Below are 21,645 nucleotides of genomic sequence, written 5' to 3'. Positions count from 1 at the left end.
ATAAAAGGAGTTAAAAATTTGAATAAGAATAAAATCATTTCCATCGGTTTCGTTTCACTTGCCGCACTTTTGGGAGTATCACTGACCTTTTTTGGAAATTCTATATTTGTCATTGGAGTTTTCAGTTTAGTGCTGTATGTCTATTACTCTTTTTTAATCGCTCCAAAAAATAAAAAATTTATGAATGTAAAACAGGCCCTTCAACATTCGGATATTTCGAATGAAGAGCTGTCTGGGATGACAACTATTGATCCAGAAAAAATCAATTTACTACGGGTAAACAATGAATTTAGTGAGCAGGAGATTGAAAGTTTAGCTGTGGCGTTAGAGGTGAAAGAAGATAAATCTGCGCAAAGGAATGGCAAAAGGGCCATTATGATTGTGGTTGTTATAATCGCAATAGTTTGTCTTGTTTACTTTCTATTTGGTGATAATACTCCCTGAAATAATTTTTTGATTTAAATAGAGAAGCAAGTCAGAGTTTGGTTTCAAGATAAGAAATTGAACTCTGATTCTTTATATAAGCAGCTCTACTAATTGCAGGTGATAATGATTTCTATTGAGTAGATTTTGCCTGATTGGATACGATTAGGTTGAAGAGAATGAAAATACCTGAGAGGTTTATGAATGAAGAAACCTGTATTCCTTTTATTAGTGTTGTTTGCTACTTTAAGTGGCTGTTCAGCGAAGGAGGAATCCCCTCCATCAATAATCACGCATGTCGATCAAAGCAACAGTTACATTTAGTATTAACGACGACAGAATATATATGGACATGATCAAAGAGCCTGATCAAACTTCCGTCGTCAAAACATCAAAGGAGTTAACATAGTGATAAAGATTAAAAAGCGTGCAAGTTATGTAAGTTTTCCAACAGCGATTAAGGATTTTTTTGTTGGTTATTTTGATTTTAAAGGTCGAACAACACGGGCGGGATATTGGTGGGTTATGGTGGGGTATCTTATTTTATCCCTGTTATTCATTCCTGTTAGTGTGTATCAATTCGCGAGTATGATCGATATGATCCTTCGAAACGTAGATGAGGAGCAAGTTATTCTATATGTTACGAACAATATAATGACGATGATGCTTGTTGCACTAGTGATTTACTTCCTGTTCTTTTTTGTCCCGAGTTTGGCGTTGCTCACAAGACGCTGCCGTGATGTTGGATTAAATGGTCGAGGCTTTTTCGTATTATGGATCGTTTCATTAGTATCAGGTTTATTGGCTGCGATGGATTTTCTTCTTAATATAGCTCTTGTCTATTTTTCTTATCGATCTGGAGCGGACATTATTTTTGTCTATCTAAATTACGCGATCGGGCTATTCTTTTTTATTTTAACGTTGCTCCCTACGGATGCATTAACTGTTAGTAGCAATCATTCGATCGTGAGATTTTTCTTTAGACCGAAGCATGCGCATGAGAAAGATCAATCGTTTTCTAACTAAAGGTTTCTTTTTTTTAATGAATTTAGTGCTAGAATTGAGCCAGAGGCTTTTGTATTGGGGGAATTATAATGAAAATAAATAGCTTTCTCGCCTTTGGACTCTGTGCAGTGTTTTTATTGTCCGGTTGTAGCTCAATGGCGGTTAAGGATAAGAGCGCTTCGGAAAGTTCTGTTGAAATCAAGGTAACGGCGACATCCGATAGCATGTCTTCTACTTCAAAAACGCGAGCTGCTCGCTCTTCTGATACAGAAGAGGCGCAAAGTACTGAACAAACGAATCCTGTTAACAATAGAAGAGTTCAATTGAGCGATGCGCAAAAAGATCAAATCAATCAGGCTTTTCTTGAATGGGCAGGACAACGTGCAGCGATAGGAAATATGGCGGTGAGTGATTGGTTCTTTGATCACGGGGCAGCTGGACACGGTGACTGGTATGCGAATACCCCTGATGGGCAGGTTCAAGTTCAAAACAATAACATGCCTGGACTAAGTGCGTTTCCTATTCATGCAATCGGCGGATGTATTTTTTACACGGCAAAGGATGGCGGCGTCGGCAAGCAAGAATTATTTGCGGATTCATTTGCGGCGAACTATTCTGTAAAAATGGATTTTACTCGTCCCGTCAGCAAGTATTTACTAGGGGATAACGGTGTGGTCTATGAATTGAAGACAGGTAATGGCACACCAGTAAGTACGAATACAGGCTTTGGTGAGTACGACGATGATGGAAGGCAAGGAACGTATACGCCAGATGTAGATTTTCAAATCTCAGAAGATCATGCGGCACAAGAAAAGCTGCAGGAGTTGCTTCGACTTAATTGATTGAAGTCGAAGGTTCTTTGGAAGTGCTACCTGTTGTAATGGATAGGAAAAAAGCGAAACGTTTAGCTAGATGATTAAAAAAAGGTTGTTCATTTTGGGAGACGATTGCCCAATAGAGCAATCTTTTTTTGTTTCTAGAAAACGTTTTTAAAAACTTGTTGACTTTTTGTTTGAGAGACTCTAAAATGAGGTTCATAGATATAACGTCATATAACGTTATACGAAAAAGGAGGAATTTTGGTGGACGTAAAAAAAGTTGTAAATGAGATCATCGAGAAGAATGGGGGAGAATTATCGGGTATTTATTTCGTAGCTTGTGGTGGTTCGCTGGTTGATATGTATGTTGCGGACTATTTCATGAAATCTGAAGCTTCGAAGGCAGTTACAGGTCTTTATACTGCAAATGAGTTTGTACAAGTTGTGCCTAAGCGATTAGATGAAAAATCTGTCGTAATTCTTTGCTCACATGGTGGAAACACAGGAGAAACGGTAAAAGCAGGAGAGGTTGCACAAAAAAGAGGAGCACACACGATTGGTCTCACGCATAATAAGAAGGCGGAGCTATTGAAGGTTTCTGATTACAGCTTCCTATATGAATGGGGCGGTGATGCACAGGTTCAAAACAATCCGATGGCGATTATCTTGGATTTGACAGTCTCATTGCTTCATGGGACTGAGGGCTATGAGGCGTTTGAAAAATTTCGTGAAGGAATGACGATCATTGATACGGTAGTGGATAATGCGAAGCAACAGGTTCAGGATCGGGTGAAGGTTTTTGCGGATAAGTACCAAGAAGAAAAAATGTATTACATTTTAGGTAGCGGACCTAGCTATGGTCATGCCTATGGTTTTTCGATTTGTTCATTGATGGAGATGCAGTGGTTGGATTCGACCTCGGTTCATTCGGGAGAGTTTTTCCATGGTCCATTTGAAGTAACGGACAAGGATACAATGTTCATTTTATTAATGAGTCAAGGACGTACGCGTGTGCTAGATGAGCGAGCAAAAGTTTTTCTAGATAAATATGCGGAAAAAGTTGAAATTGTTGATGCAAAAGAATTAGGATTAGATTTAATCCCAGATGAAGTTTCCGAGTTCTTCAATCCAATTCTGTTTTACAGCGTATTGTCAGAATATCGTTCTGCATTGGCTGATAATCGGAATCACGATTTAGACGTTCGACGTTATATGGGAAAAGTTGATTACTAGGAGGAAGCAGCATGAATGTTTTAGGTTTAGGAGATAATGTTGTTGATAAATATGTAAACCTTAAAATCATGTATCCTGGTGGAAATGCGTTGAATTTTGCTGTCTTTGCCAAAAAGCTTGGCCAAGACAGCAGCTTCATGGGTGTTTTCGGATCGGATGCAGAAGGAAAGCACGTATTATCTGCGCTTGAAGATTTAGGTATCGAACATAGTCACTCCCGCTTTGAGTCAGGTGAAAATGGTTGTGCCCGTGTAGAGATAAAAGAGGGCGATCGAATATTTTTAGGGAGTAATGAAGGCGGTGTCACGCGTGAACATCCAATCCAGCTGACACAAGCGGATCGTAGCTATTTAGAGCAGTTTGCCTTGATTCACATGGGGTTATATAGTCATGTCAATCATTTATTGGAAGAATTAATCGATCTACCAGGGAAAGTCTCCTATGATTTCTCGGATGATTTTTCTGAGGAGGAGATCCTGCGAGCGATTGATAAAGTGAATTTTGGATTCTTTTCAGTGAGTCATTTGTCAGAGGATGAGACGAAGGCCTTCTTGAAAAAATATTTTACTCCTAGCAATGAGGTATTGATCGCCACTAGAGGAGACAAAGCAGCCATTGGCTATGATGGTCAGCATTATTATGAAGTGAATCCTGTTTTGAGAGAACCGGTAGATACGATGGCAGCAGGGGATTCTTTCCTAACAGCTTTCCTGATCCATTACTTAAGCGGTGAGGATATTGCTTCTGCGATGAAAAAGGGTAATGAATTTGCGGGAGAATCTTGCATGGTGGAAGGCTCTTTCGGCTATGGTGTTTCTTACGAGTAGCTTGTTTTATCAAAGGGCATTTGATACTCTAACAAAAGAGAGATAATCCAAAGAAGTGAGGATCAATGTATGTTAGATGCAGAAGCACAGGTGCCTTTATATAAGCAATTAGAGGAAATCATAAAAAATAAAATAAGTAGCGGAGAGTACAAGGAAAATGAGAAAATTCCGCCAGAGCCGGAATTGACAGAAGTCTATTCTGTCAGCAGGATCACTGTTCGAAAGGCCATTCAAGAACTGGTGAAAGAGGGCTATTTGATCAAAAAGCAGGGAAAGGGAACTTTTGTCAATCAACACAAGGTCTTCCGAAAAATCGAATATGTAATTGGCTTCAGTGAAAGCTGCCGCGCGAATGGATTCACCCCGAGCAATCAGCTCTTAGAACGAAAGATTATTCCCGCGACTGCCGAACTGGCTAAGAAACTCCAGATCAATGTTGGTGATGACGTCATCTATACAAAACGGAAGCGTATGGCTGATGGTACGCCCATCCTATTGGAGAATAATTACTTTGATAAGCAGCGTTTTGAGTCATTGTTGACAGCTGATTTGACAGGATCACTGTATCAGTTATTGGCTGAGGAGGATATTTTGGCGATCAATCCAGGTGAAACGATCCTTGAGCTGGCAATCGCAGATGACCAATTAGCTAAGGTTATGGAGGTAGGGATCGGTACGCCCTTCTTTTATGTGAACACGTTGATCAATGACCAAAATCATCAGCCTATCCATGTTGGCCATCAGTATTATTTAGGCGAAGTGTATAAATTCAGCTTGTAGGCTCTCCGTAATTAGGAGTGAAAAAATTGCGTAAAATTCTCCGTTCCAACGCCATTTTCGATGGCGGAAACCTTCCTTTTAAAGGCTATGTTGCTTTTAAGGGGGAGACGATTGAAGAAGTACAGAGCGGCTGGGATTATCAGCATCTAGTAGATGAAGAGACTACCGTTCTAAAGTATGATAATTCTTTTGTGATGCCGGGCTTGCACGATAACCATGTGTTTTTTAGTGGATATTTAAGTATGCATGCAGGAGTAAACTTAGAAAAGACAAGCTCTGAAAATGAAGCACTGCAGATGCTTCAAAATGAGCTTGATAAAAAACATGGACAGCCTGTTTATGCCTATGGTTGGGCAACGCAGGATTGGGGAACACTTCCAAGTCAAGAAACATTGGATCGTCTGAACTATCCAGGACCGATAACTGCTATCGCGAAGGATCGGTCCTATTGCTGGATGAATCAGAAGGCGAAAGATCGTTACGGTTTTCAAGAAACGGAAACAAGTGCGGAAAGTCGTTTCCGCTTAATCAAAGAAATGTTAGCGAATCAGGCATTGGTACAAGCAGTGTACCATGAATTCGAGGAGCTGCTGCTTTCGAGAGGAGTCGTCTCAATCAAGGAAATCGTCTTTGATACTGCTGATTTTTTAAATAACATAAGTTATAGAAAGCTGATGACGACCTTCTACCTTCAATCAGTGGAAGAGCCGATCTCGACCGCTTTAGTTCAAAGCTATCAAACCGAGCATTTTCCAGAGAAGGTTCGCTTTGGAGGAGTCAAGATGATGGTGGATGGTGTCGTCGCAGATGAAACAGGGGACATCACTGGGTCCTATGCCTCGGGGAAGAAGGGCCCAACAATTGATTATCCAGCATTAGCAAATGAAGTAAAAAAATGGAATGAACGATCAGTTCCTTGTTGTTTGACCACAGAAGGGGATCGCGCAGGAGTCGAAGCCGCGAAAATACTTAACCAATTTGGGAAGCGCTTACCGAAAGGCGTATATAACTCAATCAGTGATTTAGAGATGATCACAGCGAATATGACTAAAGAAATGTCTGAAGGAAACATCGCTGCGGAAATCTATCCTCAAATTTTAGGATTGAACCCTTCTTATCAGGAGGCTTATATGCCAGAGGTTCTTCTTGGTGAGGACGAAGCTTTTTTCAATTATCGGCTTTTGCATGAGGCGGACATTCTACTGACTAGCGGAACAGATTTGCCGTTATTCATTACGAATCTGCCAGAATCCATTCTTCGCGCCTGCTTCCGTCGTTTTCCAACAGGAGCTGAAACGTGGAAAAAGGAAAATGGCGTGTCAGCGCTAGAAATATTAAAAAGCTTTACGAAAAATGGATTTGTAGCAAACGGTCTATTAGACTATGGTGTTCTGCAGGCAGGGAGATCGGCCACATTTGCTATTTTTGACCAAGACCTTACGACTGAGGATTTTAATGAGGTTGCGGCAGCCGAAACAATCTTGACCTGCATTGACGGTGAGATTGTGTATAAAAAAGACTAATTTTTGACATAACGTTATGATACGATATAAGGAGTGCGGAAGAAATGGAATTAAAAAGAAGAAAGTTTGTATTTCCCCATAGCTATACATTGATATTTCTCTTAATTATTATTGCAGCGTTACTTACGTGGTTTATTCCAAGCGGGCAATTTAAGACGGTTGTTGGAACGATTAATGGGATGGAAAAAACAACGGTCGTACCCGGTACGTATCATCAGATTGATAAAGCGGGCTACGGACAAGGGATTAGCGCCGTGTTAGAAGCTCCTGCAGCGGGAGTAATCAATGCGGTTGAAGTTGTTGCGTTTGTTTTAATTGTAGGCGGCGCTTTTGGAATCATTTTAAAAACGGGTGCCGTAGACCGTGGATTATTTACATTGGCACAATCTTTAGGAGATAAAGGAATTTTAGTTATCCCTTTATCTATGATCCTCTTTAGCTTAGGAGGATCGACCTTTGGGATGAGTGAAGAGGTTATTCCGCTATTTGCGGTCTTCGTTTCCCTGATGTTTTCTTTAGGCTTTGACTCAATGACGGCAATTCTTATTCTATTTTTTTAGGAACGCAGGCGGGGTATATTGGATCGACGATAAATCCATTCAACGTACTGATTGCTCAAGGAGTAGCCGATGTACACGGGAATCCTCTTTTGGTCTATCGAGTAGTCTGCTGGGCGGTAATCACACTTATTTCTATCCTATTTACCATGCATTATGCGAAAAAAGTCAAGGCCAATCCAGAATCCTCTATTGTTTATAAAAATGACCAAAAGGTTAAGCACAAGTTTCAAAATTTTGAAGTGGACAAACCATTTAGTACGAGTGATAAATGGATCATTGGCGGCTTCATTATTGGGTTGATGATCATGATTTGGGGCATCATCGCGCAAGGCTGGTATATGGTTGAAATCTCAGCATTGTTTGTAGGAATGGGTCTTTATGCCGGGCTTGTCGCTAGGTTTAATCAGAAAGAGATCGCCGAGGCATTTGTCGAAGGCTGTGCGGATTTTGCTTATGCGGCGGTAATTATTGGTTTGGCTCGAGGTGTGCTAGTCATTTTGGAGAACGGAATGATTATTGATACGATTTTGAATTGTTTGGCGAATCTTTTAGGCGGACTGCCGAAATTTATGTTCTCAGCGATTTTATTGATTGCGCAAGTCATCGTTACGTTCTTTGTTCCATCCTCCTCGGGAGCCGCAGCGTTGACGATGCCGGTTATGGCACCGCTAGCAGATTTGGTTTATATTAATCGTGATGTCGTAGTTTTGAGTAATCAATTTGGCAACGGGCTGATGAATTTGATTTCACCGACTGGCGGAGTGTTGCTGGCAGGTTTAGCCATAGCGGAGATCAATTTCTCTAAATGGTTGAAGGTTGGGTCCAAAATATTTGTCATCCTCTTAATTGTTTCTGCTGTCTTGCTTTATATCGCGACGTTGTTGTAAAGAAAAGAGCCAATCATGTGTTGAAGATTCATCACATGATTGGCTCTTTTGCTACGCTGCTTTTTTCTTTTCATGAATTCGATAGCTGAAATAAATCCCGATTTGACCGATCACGATAAATAGACTCAGTGCGGCGTAGTCTAAAAAGATCTTTGAATTGTCTAAGCTGATCAAATTTCTAAACCCATTGACACTATAAGTCATGGGAATGAATCGATGGATCGTACGGAAAATGGGTGAAGATAAGAGAATAGGGTAGCTACCTCCAGATGAGGAGGTCTGCATCATAGTCAATAGCAAGACGATAAAGCTTCCAACCCCTGGAACCAGCTTGTTAAAGGCAACGATAATGCTGTAAAATGCTGCCGCGACGACGATCGAAAATAGTGCGAAGTCCAAAGGTTTTGTGATCGAGATGTGAATGAACAGCGCATTGATCAGTAGCAAAAAGATCAACTGCAGCAGAGCGATCACCATTGGGTATAGAAACTGTTCTCGCCAGTAAATGCGATATTTTTCCTTTTTCTTCGTCAATGCTCTCATAATGAACTGGTTCGTAAAAATCCCGCCGACAAATAGGGTCAAAGAGAAGATATAGGGTGCCATCCCTTCACCATTGTTTTTCACTGGATGAATGTCCTTATGTTCTAAATGAATGATACTGGCTATATTCGTCGGAACTTGCTTCGCGTTTAGCTGGCTGATCATTTGGGAGGAAAGGCCTGCATTGACTTTGGAAACAAATTGCTCAGTTGTTGTCACGATTAATTTGGCGGCAGAGTAGTTTAGTCCCTCCGATGTAGTCAAGGTCATCGCCGGCTGCTGTTGAGTGACCGGAAAGGCAGTTAGTTTATTTGTAAAGCCCTCATCAAAAGTGATGATTGCGTACACGTTTCCTTTGTTTAGATCTTTTTTCGCTTTACTAGCATTTTCTTCCTTATAATCAAACAGCTTGCTCTCGACCAGCTTGTTGTATATCGGATTGTCATTTTCCTTTACCAAGGCAACAGGAAGCTGATCGACTTTTCCATAGGGGTCCATTAGAGCACCTAAAAATAAACCGGAATAAAGGATCGGAATAAGGGTCAAAAAGAAAACTACTGCATAAATCAAAAATTTCTTTTTACGTTTCATAATAATCGCCTCTTGTATCATTGAATTTCTTATTAAGATAAATCTATAGATTAAATTTATCTGTAGATATAATATATCTGTAGATTTATTTTGTCAACAGTTTGGAATGCAATCTTTTGGATGTTGAAGCATTAAAAAAATCACTCCTACTAAAAAAGAGTGATTCACGACTTAATATAAGAATTTTACGAACTTTTTATTGGAAGAAACATCTCAGTAAGATATTCCTGTTCTGGCTGGTCTTCGCCATTTAAGTAATGATAATAAATTCCACCACAGGCTTCATAGCCATGTTCAGGAATCCACTTCATGAGTGCTTCCAGAGTAGGGTCCTGCTCTTCATAAGGTCCGCGATCAATTGTCAATGCTACCTTGCGAATTGGCAGTGTCACGGATTGAACAGCGTTACTTGGTTCAAGCGGTCGTGGCGTCACAAAGCCAATCTCTACAGCTAAATTTTCTAGATCCATGTTATGAAAGCAGACGATCGGCCCACTGCTAGGCCAAGCCTCATTTTCCTCGATGTGTTGAAGAATTGTACGGATCGCTTCCCCCATAAAATCGGCGTATTCCTCGAAAAAGTTGATGGTTCGTCGAATAGTCAGCATGTGCTGCTCTGGTAGTTGCTTAATCATAATCTCTGCAATTCTTGCCATAAGTTTTCCTCATTTCAGTTAGTTTTAATAAGAAAAGCATAGCAAAGAATGCGAGCGTTCACTTGTTCCACAATGCTCAATTAGGATAATATTTTTTTCGGTACAAATAACTAAAGCGCTTCAGTATTCCAAAATAATGATTTCCCATTAAATTAATCCCAAGGGCCCCTGCGTCCATGAAGAAGAGAGTGAGAGCACGACAGATTTTTTTGTCAGAACTCACTGTATTAAATATCTTCCAGTTCTTTTTGGAGTGGTTGCATAAAGAGGGGGTGCTCCATTCTGACAGATTTAGATGTATTTACAGTGTTTGTCTACCATTATTCTCCTAGGCTGATAGTATTCTGAACGAGACTTTCCTACAAGAATTTTTTTCACAAAAACAACATTTTTTGATGCGGCATTTTTAAGCGTATTTGGTAGAATCAAACGAAAGAAAAAAACTTGATTAGGAATTGACAAGGCTTAAGGCGTTGATAGCATTTTGGTGTAGTAAGGGCTGCACCATTGTCGATTTCCTATTCATAGAGAAGTAGATTTGTTTGGAGGAATACGTGTGATTGATTTGCATTGTCATATTCTCCCTGGTGTTGATGATGGCCCTCAGTCGTTGGAGGAAAGTCTAGCCATGGCCCATGAAGCTATACGACAGGGGATTACACATATATTATGTACCCCGCATCACAATAATGGACGATACAAAAATCCCGCCTCTACAGTGATATCAGCCGTTCAAAAGCTGCAGCAGGAACTGGATCAGCGAAACCTAAAGCTGACTCTTTTTGAAGGGCAGGAGGTACGACTAACGGGGGACTTATTAGAAGAGATTCATCATGGAAATATTTTATTTACGGATTTGACGAATCACTATTTGTTGATTGAATTTCCTACAATAGAGGTTCCCGCCTACGCAGAAAAATTATTTCTTCGGCTGATTGAACAGGGACATATTCCTGTGATTGTTCATCCAGAGAGAAATGTGGTTTTTGCAAAGGAGCCGAATCGTTTGATTCCCTACTTAGAGATGGGGGCTTTGACACAGGTGACGGCTCCCAGTATTATCGGTTTTTTTGGTAAAAAGATTCAACGGACGGCGAAGCTGATGCTGGAAAATCGACTTGTGTATATGCTTGCCTCAGATGCGCATAGTGTCCACCAGCGTGGTTTTTATTTGAAAGAAGCGTATCAAGAGATCGAAGAATGTTTTGGGACAGGCTATCTGGAGGAGATGCAGCAAATGACAAAGGATTTATTAAATGGGGATCCAGTGCGGCGACCCGTTTTTCAAGAAGTGAAAAAAAGCTGGTTTTTCCATTAAGTTCATTGATTTGAGTGAGAAAACATCTCTGCACTTTCTTTTCAAAAAGCTGCAGAGATGTTTCTAACAAATGTTAATAGGTTGATTTTGGATTGTTTGCTGGTACATGGTTCAGTGAAGGAAGAGTCGGTTGCTGGTTTTTTCTGGCATAAATGTCTCGCAGCTTGATTTCCAACGTATGAAAATCAAGTTTGGATGGTTCTCTTGGAATGACGATATTAGGCAATAGTGGACGTTCCGGCAGAAATGTTTTTCTAGTAGAAAGGATCAAATCCAAAGAACTCGTTTCACACAGGCTATCATGATGGGTATAGATTTCTAGTTTAAACCGCCCTCGGAATTCGTTCTCGATCATTTTAATCAATTGGTATTCTTCGAGATTTGATAAATCAGAGACTAAAAAAACTTGTAAGGGTTCTTCTACCTTTTGGAGTGGTGTGACAGTTTCAATCAACAATGGATAAATAGACAAAAGATAATTTCTTTCTCTGAAAAGATTAAAATTCGTTTTGTTGTACAGTAATTGTATGAAATCTTTGACTAAACTTTTCAGATGAAAAGATATGTATTCGCTTGATTGCCAATAAGAATCTTCAGATTTAGTATTTGGCTGTTTTTCATTGTAGAATAATTGGCAGTACAGGTGTGCACTATAGAGACTTTTATCAACAATGATCAGGTCATCTTTTGAGAGAAACAGGTTCTGTTCCTCAAACCATAGCTGTTTAAACATTTCCACCGACTGAAAGAGCTGTGTCTTTTTTTCGTGATGAAAGGCAATAAAATTCTTTCGGATGTATGTGTCGTTAAAGACTTCATCCATAGTAAAAACATATAAAAAGAGAAACCCAATTTCTTCACGATCATAAAAATCCTTGGGTGAAACCTCTCTCATTTCATAAAAAAAATGATCGAACAATTCATTGTTTTCGATATTTTCCCACAGCTCCTTCGATAGACGAAGGTGCTTTTTTTGTTTCGTCCGTTCAATGCTTACCGCAATCATACAGAAAAGATTCTTGTAATCAAAATCTGATAAACATAGATGGAAGAAGGTGACAAGTCGTTCCATCAGTTTTTCTGTCACCATTTTTGTCGTACTTCCGTATAACCATTTTCCCCGTGTATAAGAATTTTGCAGCAACACAAAACTCAATCGACGAATTTGAATTTCATCACCAATCAATTCTAGGGATCTCCGTTCGATAGAAATACCAATGGGTAGCAAATTCTTTCTGAATTTATTGATCATGCGCCATAAGGAAGATTCGCTTACGTAGTACTTATGAGAAAACTGTATGATCGAAGGAATTTTTGAGAAAAATATTTTCGTTAATAACTGATAATTGATTGTTTCCTCAATGATACGAAAGACCAGATCTTCTAAAACCGGCTCAAAATCATAGTACAAAAAATATCCTTTCTTACTATGGCTCTTCAGCACAACTTCTTTGTTTGAAGAGAATGTATCAATATCTTCTTCAATAAACGTTAAATATTTTGTGATTGTTCGTTGATTGATCTCTAACTGTGAGGTCAGCTCATCAATCGACACCCACGTTTTCTTTTCTTTCAACAAATAGATGATTTTTATTTTTGTCACCGTTTCTTTGTCAAAAAGATCAGCGATTTGATTAATTAGAAACATCTTTTATTTTTACTCCTTCCAACATACCCACAATTAATTTTCTTAAGAAGGGGATAAGTAATCAAATGATAATGAATATAAATTCGAATAAACGATTAAAAAATATCAAAATTATAATATGTTTATTTTTTGATTGATATTTATCTATTTTATACTTTGAGACCCCTTTTAATCAGTCAAAAATAGGTAATTTATTAACAAAAAAAGATGTTTGCTTATTTATTAATTGAATTAACATTAATTGTGTTTCGTTTAACGAAAAAAACGATTTTATTAATACCCAGACAGAGGAGGAATATATTGGTTGACCGGATTAAAATCCATATTTTTTTAATAATGATCATCATCTTTCCTTTAATAGATATTTTTAACGGCGTTTTTATCTCGTATGGACACAATATCCCGCTAGGAACAGCCTATCGAGTCCTTTTTATTGCTTATATTCTCTATGGCGCTTTGTCAAAAGGGGTGAAGCGAACAGGCGACTATCTATTACTACTGATTTCCCTTTTCTTGCTGATCCTTCTTTGTATTGTTCAAACGGTGTATTTCAAAACGGGTCTTTCGCTGCTTATTAAAGAATTGTCCTATGTCATTCGATTCTCATTATGTTTGCTAATTCCGTTTTTTGCGAATCAATACATTGATTATTTGTCTATTAGAAAACTATCGAAGGTAACAGTTTTTTTAGATTTATTTTTGATTGGAGGATTAATTATTCCTTACTTTCTTGGGCTAGGAAACAGCACTTATGACGATACGGCTGGCTTTAAGGGGTTCTATTTCGCGACAAATGACATTGCCTTTGCGTTTTTGATCTTGCTCTTCTTTGTTGGATGGTTTCTCATCCATCATGAAAAATGCTTGATTCCAGCCGGAATGCTATTGGTTTTGTATTTTTTGAATATGTATTGCCTGCTGATCTTAGGAACAAAATCGGGTCTGTTGACAGGTGTCCTTTATACCTTCTATTTGATTTTTTATTTTCTTTCTCGTTATCGGAGTCGCTCCTTATCTGCTCAGTTTTTTGTTTTTGAATTTCTGTTATTGGGGCTTTTTCTTCTTTTAATGAAGGGAAAAGAATTTTTATTGACTGCTTTATCGGGTGTGATCGCACGATTCGCTTACTTTCGCACACTTTATCAGGATGATTGGCCGAGGCTGCTGCTTAGTTCTAGAAATGTGTATCTGAAGGATGCGATGGATAACTTCTTACAGGCACCGAAAAATCAGTACCTCTTTTTGTTCGGAGCCGGGTTCGAGAATCGCTGGGATTGGTATGGAAGAAAGGGTGGCCTGATAGAAATGGACTTCTTCGATATGTTTTTCTCTTATGGAATTATTGGAACGTTCCTTCTGATCGCTGTGGTGGGCTATTTCTTGAAACTGGCTGTGTATCACGGTTCCGATAAGTTCTGTGTATTCTTATTAATTTTTACAATCATTTACAGTTTCTTGGTGGGACATGTATTTTTCTCCGCACTATCGGCAACGGTATTCGGTTTTATGTGCATGCTGATCCAAGTGAAAAAAAAGGAGCAGGGATGGCAAAGATAATCATGATAGGTCCCGAAAGTACCGGCAAAGGTGGAATTTCTACAGTAATCCGAAATTTCCGTCAGTATTTTCCTACGGATCATAACTGGCAACTTCAATACGTATTTTCATGGAATGAAAAACACAAGCTTCGATACGCGTTGCGATCCTTTCGACAATTACTCATTGCCGCTCATACACAAAAGCTAGCGATCGTTCATTTTCATGTTTCTCAGGACGCGAGTTTCTATCGCAAAGCACTGCTGCTGAAGGCAGTGAAAAAGGAGACTAAAACGATTTTTCATATGCACGCGCCTAATTTTGATCAATTTTACGAAAAAGCCTCTACAAAACAAAAAAACTTTATCCGCAGGGCGCTCGACAAAGTGGATATCATTGTCGCTTTGGGAGACGAATGGGCTGATTATTATCGCACACTAACGACAACAACAGTGATCGTGATAAACAATGCGGTTTTCGTACCAGAAAAGAGCAGCTACCACCCGCAATCAATGAATATTCTAACCTTCGGACGCGTATGCGAAAGAAAAGGCAGTCATGACATTATTACGCTCGCTAAGCGAATACAAGAGCAATTGCCTGAGGTTCGTTTTCATCTTTATGGGGACAGTGATCAAACGACTCCAGCAATTCTTCGGCAATTAGAAGAATCGGGCTGTACGAATGTAGAAATCCATGGCTGGACTATTGATCAACAGGAGCTTTTAAAGGATTGCGGTCTACATCTCCTTCCTTCGTACCATGAAGGGATTCCGATGGCAGTTTTAGAAACAATGGCCGCTGGAATCCCCAACCTGGCAACGGATGTTGGGGGTATCAGTCAGGTAATCACGGATAGAGAGAATGGCTTTCTGGTAGTGCCAGGAGCTATTGATGAAATGGAGGAGCGGCTGCTTTCTTTTTTCTCAGACGACAAGCTACGTAAAGAGCTGTCGGAACAGGCGAAACAAAAGATCGAGGCGCAGTTTTCGCTGGATGCGTATATTGCGAATTGGGAGAGTCTTTACGACTCATTATCTCGTGGATGAAAGGAGTACGTCATGTATTCATTTAAGGACTTTCTTTACTTTCTTTGGTTGCGTAAGAAGGCGCTTATCGTACTGACCGTACTTTTTGCTGTGCTGGGAAGTGTGGGATTTTACATGAAAGGCTTTAAATACAGCACACAGGTATCCTTCCTGCTGCCTGCAGAGCAACGCGAAGCAGAGTCGCTGGCGAATAACGACCAACAAGAGATAGAAAACAAAGCGGTGGCAAGCAATATCAAGTTAGTGGAGACCTACAAGGAAATGATCAAAAGCGATGCTGTGATAGAAGCGCTGCAAAAGGAGTTGCCGCAGTTAAGTAGAGAGACTATTAGTCAGTCCTTGACGGTGACCAACAGCATCAATTCACAAATATTCAAAGTCAGTGTGACCGCTGATCAACCAGAAAAAAGCAAAGAACTGGCGATTCGCTTGAGTGAAAAGTATCCAGAGATCGTTGAACAGAGTCAGCTGCCGCGGAATGTCTTTCTGTTGTCTGCGCAGTCTTTTGAAACAATGCGGTCTCCTCGTTTGACGAAGGTATTTGCGGGAATTTTTTTGATCAGTTTGATGCTGAGTACCTCAAGCAGTTTTATTTATTACTATCTGAAGGCAAGAGCAATCATTCAAACGCCGGAGCTCGTTCCCTCGTTGATGGATACGGAAATTATCGGTGTGGTTGATTTTTATGAATGCTAGCAATGTTAGAAAAAAGTTGAAGGTGAGTGGCCGGAGTGAAAGCAATCCTAGTTAGTTTCATTGATAGTTCGAATATCGGGGATCGATTGATCGCTGAAACGCTGTCAGACCAACTGTTAACAGATGTTGAAACAAAAAAATACAGCTACAAATTGATCGAAGAATCACAGATTAAACGAAACAACCAATTGATTCGACGATCAAAAATTCATGACTACTATTACAAATATTTTCGCCAGCTGCCGTTTGTTAAGAATCTTGTCAGTAAAGGGAAATGGCTGCGTTCGCGAAAGAAAATGTACGAGCCAGCCAACATTCGAGCATTTGAAGCGGCTTTAGAGGAAACGGAGCTGCTGATAATTGGCGGTGGAAATGCGATTTTCGATTTATCACCTGCGACGCTGTCCGCACAACGTTTTGATCAGGTAGTGACTCTTGCGAACAAGCACCACACAAAGATATTCGTCAGTTCAATCGGAATTGGCCCCTTTTGTACAGAAAAACAGCAACAAGCGGCGATCGCTACCTTAAAAAAATGCGATGCTGTGACCTTTCGTGATCAGCGTTCCTATGCTTATTTGCAAAATGCTCAGCATTCTGCTGCCTATGCCTCTGTGGATCCTGTCTTTCTTTTGCCGGAAAAGCAATCCTTTGAGGAGCTTGGAAAACAAAGGGCGACTCGCCAACAAATTGGAATTTGTGTAATTGATTACCGTATTACTGGCTGTCCGCAAAAAGAATACCTGCAGTATCTAGAGGAAATGAGCCATCTTATTCGTGAGCTGGTTTCTTCGAAAAGAGAGATCGTTCTCTTTTCTTCAGAGATTCAGGATTACGAAACGGTCGAAAGTGTGTATTCCAAGTTTCGAGAGTGTCCCCAAGTACAGCTGATCGTTACCACAGATAAAGAAGAGTTATTAGAGCTGTATCAAGGATTAAGTCTGATCATCGGTACCAGGATGCATTCCATGATTGTAGCTGTTTCTCAATTTCTTCCAATTATCGGCTTGTCTTGGCAGCAGAAGGTAGTCGAGATGTTCAAAAATCTTGAGATGGAAGAAGATGTACTACCAATTGAGGAGCTACCGAAAAAGCGAGTACTTCTTTTGGAAAAGGTAAATGAAAAGCTTGTTGAGAATCATGAAGCCTCCCAGCAGATGAAGCGGGCAAAGGAGAAGATGCGGCAAGCCTTTGCAATCAATCATGAGCTAATGGACGACTTTCGGCAGGGATTGGTCGAATGAGGAATCAATATAAAAAATTGTTCAACGATTCGTTGATTTTTGCGATCGGCAGCTTCGGCAGCAAGCTGATTACGTTCTTCCTTGTCGGTTTTTATACCTACTATTTGACTAAAAGTGAGTACGGTACAGCAGATTTGCTGCTGAATACCATCAATTTGGCTCTTCCAATTGTTAGTCTCAGTGTTTCTGAAGGGGTGCTGCGCTTTGTGCTGGATAGTAAGAGCCAACAGGAAAAGGTGGATTGGCTGCGAACCGCCTTGGGCACCAATGTGATGGGACTCGGAGGTCTAGCTTTGCTATTGGGCGGTCTGCGTTTGTTTGGCCTGTCGGTAGATCTTTCCTCAGGTGTGGGGCTGCTTAGCTTTTGTCTCTTAACGATTCAATCCTTCCAGTTGATTCTGATGCAGTACATCAAAGCAGTCGGGAAACTGAAGACCTACGCGGCCAACGGGATTTTGCTGTCACTATTAACCTTGCTGTTTAACCTGCTGCTGTTTCAGCGTCTGAAGAACATGATCGTGGCATATTTCTTGTCACTGGTCTTAGCAAATTTACTCTCACTCGGTTTTCTAGCTGTCAATATTTCCTGGCGAGCATTACTTACACGAAGAAAAACAGTAAATTCTGAGCAGCGGAAACAGTTGATCGCCTACAGTTTGCCGTTGATTCCGAATTCCGCGATGTGGTGGATTCTTACCACATCTAGCCGCTTCATTATGACCTTTTTTCTTGGTGTGGCAAGTAACGGGATGTATGCGGCGGCTAGTAAGATTCCGAATCTATTGTCCGTTATCGGAACGATCTTTTTACAGGCGTGGCAGCTGTCGGCGGTTGAACAGTATCACAAAAAAGAGGCGGCGGCCTTTTATCAAAAGGTGTTTAACCATTACAGCACGCTGCTGCTGCTGTTCTCCGGATTGATCCTGCTGTTTTTAGATCCACTAGCATCGTTGTTGCTATCAAAAGAGTTTTACTTTGCCAAGTCCTATATTCCGTTGCTATTGGTAAGTAATTTCTTTTCCTGTATTTCTGGTTTCTTCGGGACGACCTATATCGTTGTGAAGAAAACAAGAGGAATACTGACTACTTCCTTGTTAGGTGCAGCAGTCAATGTTTTAGCAAGCTTGCTGCTGATTCCGTTGATAGGGATTAATGGTGCTTCACTTGCATCGGGCGGTGGTTTCTTCCTGATTTTCTATTTACGAAAACGGCAAACCGATCGCTTCATGAAGCAGCGACTATCCACAAAAGCAATGTGGCTGCAAGTTGCTTTATTGATCGGACAGATTGTCCTCAACCAATCAGGCGTACTTTCTGGCGGAGGGTTGTTTTTCAGCCAAGGTCTGTTATTGGTTCTCATTATTTTTATTGATTTGTTCCATGGAGGGATAAGCAAGAAAGGGGTGCATAAATGAATAAAGTAGAGTTATTTGATCTGATGATAGATGATGGCAGCTTGGAGGAAACAGTGACTGAAATCATTCAACGAATCCAGCGAAATGAAGTCATTGAACATGTCGGCGTCAACTCGAATAAAGTCGTCCTCAGCCATCGAAATACCGAGATAAAAAAGATTATTCAACAGGCGGACATGGTGAGCGCGGATGGCTATTCGGTGGTACGCGCCTGCCGCTGGATCAAAAAGAAAAAGATTGATCGGGTGACCGGGATTGATACCATGATGGCACTTCTGGAGCAGGCAGAGAAAAAAGGAATGACGGTGTACTTTTTAGGAACCAAAGAAGCTATTTTGAATAGACTGCTAGAGGTGTTAAGGGAGCAGTATCCGAATTTGAAGATTGCGGGCGCTCATCACGGCTATTTTAAAGATGAGGAGGAGGTCGTAAGAAAGATTGCCGTCTGTCAGCCGCAGATGCTGTTTATCGGCATGACCTCACCTTATAAGGAAGAATTTGTCAATAAGTATAAAACTGAGCTGAATGCCAACCTAATCATGGGTGTGGGAGGGAGCTTCGATGTTTTAGCAGGAGCCATTTCTCGAGCACCTGTCTGGATGCAGAAAAATGGATTGGAATGGCTGCACCGCTTCATGAAGGAGCCGCGACGGCTCTATAAACGCTACATCTTTGAAAATCTTTATTTTATTTATTTAACGATGCAGGAGAAGGTCAAATGAGGAAACCACGGATCTTGCTGCTAACCTATGGGGCTTTACCTGTTCCGGCTGTGAAAGGCGGCGCGATCGAAACGCTGCTGGATTCTTTAATAGAAGAAAATGAAACCCATCAACAGCTGGAACTACGAATCGTGTCTCCAGCAGACCCGGCAATTTCAGCCTTCAACCAAACCCATACACAGACTCAAATTATACCTGTGGATATCAGAGAACGTCCCGTATGGTGGTTCATCCAGAAATGCTGGAATAAAGGACAGTCACTTCTGACGGGAAAACGGAAAAACTTGATTCCTTATCCTGAACTAATAAGAAAAACGAAGGAGTATTTACAGGAGGCAGAGGTTGATGGGGTGCTGGATCTGAATTGTCCAGAACGTATTCCGTTGCTGCGTTCCTTTTATTCAGGGAAATTAGGCACGTATTTGCATAATGACTATTTGAATCCTGAGACAAAGGACGGAAAAGAGATTTTGCAGGAGCTGGATGGTGTGTTCTCTGTCTGTGATTTTCTGAATCAACAGGCTCAAAAGATAGATTTTCCTAAGGAGCGTTCGGCTTTTTATCGGGTAAACAACGGTATTCAGCTAGAGGATTTTCAGCCAGTATCACAGGCTGAAAGACAAGAGGCACGTGCGCAGCTTCGTCTGGAGGATTCAGATTGCGTCATTGTTTTTTCGGGTCGCATTACCGAAACAAAAGGGGTGCATCTGCTTCTAGAAGCCCTAAGCAGACTCGACGATATCTCGCATGTAAAGGTCTTGGTGCTAGGAGGAACCACCTATAGCTCTACTAAGAAAGATGCCTATTTCAATAAAGTTCTGGCGCAAGCTGAGAAGCTGCCGATTGAGGTACGCTTCACCGGATATATCAATAAAAAAGAGATCCCGTTTTTCTTGAGGGCGGCGGATATCTGTGCAGTGCCCTCTATCTTCCATGAAACCTGCTGCCTTTCTGCAGTTGAAGCACAGGCGATGGGGATACCCGTGATTGCAACAAAAATCGGCGGGATTCCAGAATATATCAGTGAAAAAGGAGCAGTATTGATTCCCTATGATCAAGAGTATGTTCAGCAATTTGCGCAAGGCCTAAAGCAATTGATTCAAGACGAAGCATTACGTCGTCAAATGAGTAAAGCAGCCATAAGTGGACGAGAGCGGCATTCCCAGCAGCGTTTTTACGAAGAGTTTGTTTCAAGTATCAGACAGTTCATTGGCCAAAATGGCATGAAAGAAGGAGAGCACGAATGAAAATATTAATCTTAACCAAAAATTTGTTGGCGGAATCAGGTTTTCAGAGCAAGCTGCAGCAGTTGAATAATGAAGTCTTCTGCAGTGCTTGTCTGTTAGAGGATTGCTACTCGATGGATCAGGAAAAGCGACTGCTGTTCTCTTGCTTTGATGCGGTCATTTTGAGTGAAACGATCGCTTATCAGGAGATCGTGGCGCTGATGCCGAAGCTTCGTGGCTGTGTTTCTGCGATTGTCAGGAAATACGAGAGTGATTTTACGAAAAGCTATGAAGAGGATCAGACAGATTCGGCCATTGATCAATGGATCAGAGGGAATGCTTCACTAGAAGAAATTCGTGAGATGTGCCAGACCATCAACCACCAAGATCCAACGAAGTTTAAGGATACTTCTTTTAGCAAAGAAAGGGAACATACACAAAAAAAGAAATACCATCTTTATCATTTTGGGCTGTCTAAACGAGAGAATCTGCTGATGACCTGTCTATATGATTACAGTGGAAAGTACCTTTCACGCCAAGAGCTGTGCGAAAAAATTTGGGAGGACGAGGGAGCCACTAATTCAAGAATGTCCGCCTTATCCGCCTGTGTGCGAAATATCAAATCAAAGGTAGTCAAAAGCGGTGTCGAGTGTGACCCGATCAATACTTCCTGGGGCAAAGGGTATCAAATTTCAGATGAATTTTATCAAATGCTTGTCACAGAGGTTGACTAACCCAAACCGCGGAAAATTCAAAAAAGAAACAAAAAAAGAAAGGTAATTCCACAATAAAGTCATTTTTCCGAAAATAGACTGTGTTTTTTGATGATAAAAAATCAAAAAAGCGACAATTAATTGACGGTTGGATGATTCGCTTCTGTTCTACTATTAAATAGTTAGCTGTAATTATTCTAAAGAAGAATATTTTTGCAGGAAAGAAAAATAC

At 40.6% G+C, this 21,645-nt stretch carries 22 protein-coding genes; 19 read left to right on the top strand and 3 right to left on the bottom strand.

Features of this window, described 5'->3' with window-relative positions; all coding sequences use genetic code 11:
- Positions 1-18: 18 nt before the first annotated feature.
- The 10 genes from RV13_RS09865 (at position 19) to RV13_RS21350 (ending at position 8,056) form a co-directional block, all read left to right on the top strand.
- The gene (locus tag RV13_RS09865) at positions 19-444 is read left to right on the top strand and encodes a hypothetical protein (RefSeq protein WP_060789224.1); all 426 of its coding nucleotides are present in this window, start codon (positions 19-21) and stop codon (positions 442-444) included.
- A 183-nt stretch (positions 445-627) separates the two neighbouring features.
- On the top strand, positions 628-747 hold the full coding sequence (locus RV13_RS21000) for a lipoprotein (protein ID WP_156424135.1): 120 nt from the start codon (positions 628-630) through the stop codon (positions 745-747).
- An 84-nt stretch (positions 748-831) separates the two neighbouring features.
- Entirely contained in the window at positions 832-1,449 is a 618-nt protein-coding gene (locus RV13_RS09860) for a DUF805 domain-containing protein (RefSeq protein WP_060789223.1), read from the top strand.
- A 68-nt stretch (positions 1,450-1,517) separates the two neighbouring features.
- Positions 1,518-2,270, top strand: a complete 753-nt coding sequence (locus RV13_RS09855; RefSeq protein WP_060789222.1) for a hypothetical protein — start codon at positions 1,518-1,520, stop codon at positions 2,268-2,270.
- A 240-nt stretch (positions 2,271-2,510) separates the two neighbouring features.
- Positions 2,511-3,479, top strand: a complete 969-nt coding sequence (locus RV13_RS09850) for an SIS domain-containing protein (protein ID WP_028020224.1) — start codon at positions 2,511-2,513, stop codon at positions 3,477-3,479.
- An 11-nt stretch (positions 3,480-3,490) separates the two neighbouring features.
- Positions 3,491-4,306 carry a fructoselysine 6-kinase gene (locus tag RV13_RS09845; protein WP_060789221.1) on the top strand — a complete coding sequence of 272 codons (816 nt, stop codon included), beginning with the start codon at positions 3,491-3,493 and terminating at the stop codon, positions 4,304-4,306.
- A gap of 69 nt (positions 4,307-4,375) precedes the next feature.
- Positions 4,376-5,086 carry a GntR family transcriptional regulator gene (locus tag RV13_RS09840; RefSeq protein ID WP_028020226.1) on the top strand — a complete coding sequence of 237 codons (711 nt, stop codon included), beginning with the start codon at positions 4,376-4,378 and terminating at the stop codon, positions 5,084-5,086.
- A gap of 26 nt (positions 5,087-5,112) precedes the next feature.
- A complete protein-coding gene (locus RV13_RS09835; RefSeq protein ID WP_060789220.1) occupies positions 5,113-6,609 on the top strand; it encodes an amidohydrolase family protein in 1,497 nt (498 codons plus the stop codon).
- Positions 6,610-6,653: 44 nt separating this feature from the next.
- The gene (locus RV13_RS21355) at positions 6,654-7,169 is read left to right on the top strand and encodes a hypothetical protein (protein ID WP_249024473.1); all 516 of its coding nucleotides are present in this window, start codon (positions 6,654-6,656) and stop codon (positions 7,167-7,169) included.
- Entirely contained in the window at positions 7,160-8,056 is an 897-nt protein-coding gene (locus RV13_RS21350; protein ID WP_306301661.1) for a YfcC family protein, read from the top strand. Before RV13_RS21355 ends, RV13_RS21350 begins: the two co-directional genes overlap by 10 nt.
- A 51-nt stretch (positions 8,057-8,107) precedes the next feature.
- On the opposite strand, the gene RV13_RS09825 is transcribed toward RV13_RS21350, so the two are convergent.
- Positions 8,108-9,190 carry a YhgE/Pip domain-containing protein gene (locus RV13_RS09825; protein WP_060789219.1) on the bottom strand — a complete coding sequence of 361 codons (1,083 nt, stop codon included), beginning with the start codon at positions 9,188-9,190 and terminating at the stop codon, positions 8,108-8,110.
- 185 nt (positions 9,191-9,375) lie between these two features.
- Positions 9,376-9,846, bottom strand: a complete 471-nt coding sequence (locus RV13_RS09820) for a GyrI-like domain-containing protein (RefSeq protein WP_028020230.1) — start codon at positions 9,844-9,846, stop codon at positions 9,376-9,378.
- 556 nt (positions 9,847-10,402) lie between these two features.
- Here RV13_RS09820 and RV13_RS09815 point away from each other — a divergent pair.
- Positions 10,403-11,164 (top strand): tyrosine-protein phosphatase, encoded by a 762-nt coding sequence (locus tag RV13_RS09815; RefSeq protein WP_060789218.1) that lies wholly within the window; start codon positions 10,403-10,405, stop codon positions 11,162-11,164.
- A 73-nt stretch (positions 11,165-11,237) separates the two neighbouring features.
- Here RV13_RS09815 and RV13_RS09810 read toward each other — a convergent pair whose 3' ends face one another.
- Positions 11,238-12,812 (bottom strand): AcpB/EbpR/MafR family transcriptional regulator, encoded by a 1,575-nt coding sequence (locus RV13_RS09810; protein ID WP_028020232.1) that lies wholly within the window; start codon positions 12,810-12,812, stop codon positions 11,238-11,240.
- Positions 12,813-13,112: 300 nt separating this feature from the next.
- On the opposite strand from RV13_RS09810, the gene RV13_RS09805 reads away from it, so the two are divergent.
- The 8 genes from RV13_RS09805 to RV13_RS09770 are packed head-to-tail and all read left to right on the top strand — an operon-like array spanning position 13,113 to position 21,434.
- Entirely contained in the window at positions 13,113-14,369 is a 1,257-nt protein-coding gene (locus tag RV13_RS09805) for an O-antigen ligase family protein (RefSeq protein WP_060789217.1), read from the top strand.
- Positions 14,357-15,397 (top strand): glycosyltransferase family 4 protein, encoded by a 1,041-nt coding sequence (locus tag RV13_RS09800; RefSeq protein WP_060789216.1) that lies wholly within the window; start codon positions 14,357-14,359, stop codon positions 15,395-15,397. The genes RV13_RS09805 and RV13_RS09800 overlap by 13 nt, the downstream gene beginning before the upstream one ends.
- Before the next feature lie 12 nt (positions 15,398-15,409).
- Positions 15,410-16,093, top strand: coding sequence for a YveK family protein (locus tag RV13_RS09795; protein ID WP_060789215.1), 684 nt, complete (start codon positions 15,410-15,412; stop codon positions 16,091-16,093).
- 35 nt (positions 16,094-16,128) lie between these two features.
- The gene (locus tag RV13_RS09790) at positions 16,129-17,337 is read left to right on the top strand and encodes a polysaccharide pyruvyl transferase family protein (RefSeq protein WP_060789214.1); all 1,209 of its coding nucleotides are present in this window, start codon (positions 16,129-16,131) and stop codon (positions 17,335-17,337) included.
- A complete protein-coding gene (locus tag RV13_RS09785) occupies positions 17,334-18,752 on the top strand; it encodes a lipopolysaccharide biosynthesis protein (protein WP_060789213.1) in 1,419 nt (472 codons plus the stop codon). The genes RV13_RS09790 and RV13_RS09785 overlap by 4 nt, the downstream gene beginning before the upstream one ends.
- The gene (locus RV13_RS09780) at positions 18,749-19,474 is read left to right on the top strand and encodes a WecB/TagA/CpsF family glycosyltransferase (RefSeq protein WP_060789212.1); all 726 of its coding nucleotides are present in this window, start codon (positions 18,749-18,751) and stop codon (positions 19,472-19,474) included. Before RV13_RS09785 ends, RV13_RS09780 begins: the two co-directional genes overlap by 4 nt.
- A complete protein-coding gene (locus RV13_RS09775; protein ID WP_060789211.1) occupies positions 19,471-20,721 on the top strand; it encodes a glycosyltransferase family 4 protein in 1,251 nt (416 codons plus the stop codon). Before RV13_RS09780 ends, RV13_RS09775 begins: the two co-directional genes overlap by 4 nt.
- Positions 20,718-21,434, top strand: a complete 717-nt coding sequence (locus RV13_RS09770) for a winged helix-turn-helix domain-containing protein (RefSeq protein WP_060789210.1) — start codon at positions 20,718-20,720, stop codon at positions 21,432-21,434. Before RV13_RS09775 ends, RV13_RS09770 begins: the two co-directional genes overlap by 4 nt.
- Positions 21,435-21,645: the final 211 nt, after the last annotated feature.

Source organism: Enterococcus raffinosus (assembly GCF_001886185.1).
Taxonomy (GTDB): Bacteria; Bacillota; Bacilli; order Lactobacillales; family Enterococcaceae; genus Enterococcus_A; species Enterococcus_A raffinosus.
The sequence above is the reverse complement of the archived record's forward strand: the minus strand, read 5'-3'. Positions and strand labels throughout refer to the sequence as shown.

Excerpts from the sequence above, each read along its gene's own strand:
- RV13_RS21000 (WP_156424135.1), top strand. The coding sequence starts at position 628 with ATGAAGAAACCTGTATTCCTTTTATTAGTGTTGTTTGCTACTTTAAGT.
- RV13_RS09855 (WP_060789222.1), top strand. The coding sequence starts at position 1,518 with ATGAAAATAAATAGCTTTCTCGCCTTTGGACTCTGTGCAGTGTTTTTA.
- RV13_RS09845 (WP_060789221.1), top strand. The coding sequence starts at position 3,491 with ATGAATGTTTTAGGTTTAGGAGATAATGTTGTTGATAAATATGTAAAC.
- RV13_RS09840 (WP_028020226.1), top strand. The coding sequence starts at position 4,376 with ATGTTAGATGCAGAAGCACAGGTGCCTTTATATAAGCAATTAGAGGAA.
- RV13_RS21355 (WP_249024473.1), top strand. The coding sequence starts at position 6,654 with ATGGAATTAAAAAGAAGAAAGTTTGTATTTCCCCATAGCTATACATTG.
- RV13_RS09825 (WP_060789219.1), bottom strand. The coding sequence starts at position 9,190 with ATGAAACGTAAAAAGAAATTTTTGATTTATGCAGTAGTTTTCTTTTTG.
- RV13_RS09820 (WP_028020230.1), bottom strand. The coding sequence starts at position 9,846 with ATGGCAAGAATTGCAGAGATTATGATTAAGCAACTACCAGAGCAGCAC.
- RV13_RS09810 (WP_028020232.1), bottom strand. The coding sequence starts at position 12,812 with ATGTTTCTAATTAATCAAATCGCTGATCTTTTTGACAAAGAAACGGTG.
- RV13_RS09800 (WP_060789216.1), top strand. The coding sequence starts at position 14,357 with ATGGCAAAGATAATCATGATAGGTCCCGAAAGTACCGGCAAAGGTGGA.
- RV13_RS09795 (WP_060789215.1), top strand. The coding sequence starts at position 15,410 with ATGTATTCATTTAAGGACTTTCTTTACTTTCTTTGGTTGCGTAAGAAG.
- RV13_RS09785 (WP_060789213.1), top strand. The coding sequence starts at position 17,334 with ATGAGGAATCAATATAAAAAATTGTTCAACGATTCGTTGATTTTTGCG.
- RV13_RS09780 (WP_060789212.1), top strand. The coding sequence starts at position 18,749 with ATGAATAAAGTAGAGTTATTTGATCTGATGATAGATGATGGCAGCTTG.
- RV13_RS09775 (WP_060789211.1), top strand. The coding sequence starts at position 19,471 with ATGAGGAAACCACGGATCTTGCTGCTAACCTATGGGGCTTTACCTGTT.
- RV13_RS09770 (WP_060789210.1), top strand. The coding sequence starts at position 20,718 with ATGAAAATATTAATCTTAACCAAAAATTTGTTGGCGGAATCAGGTTTT.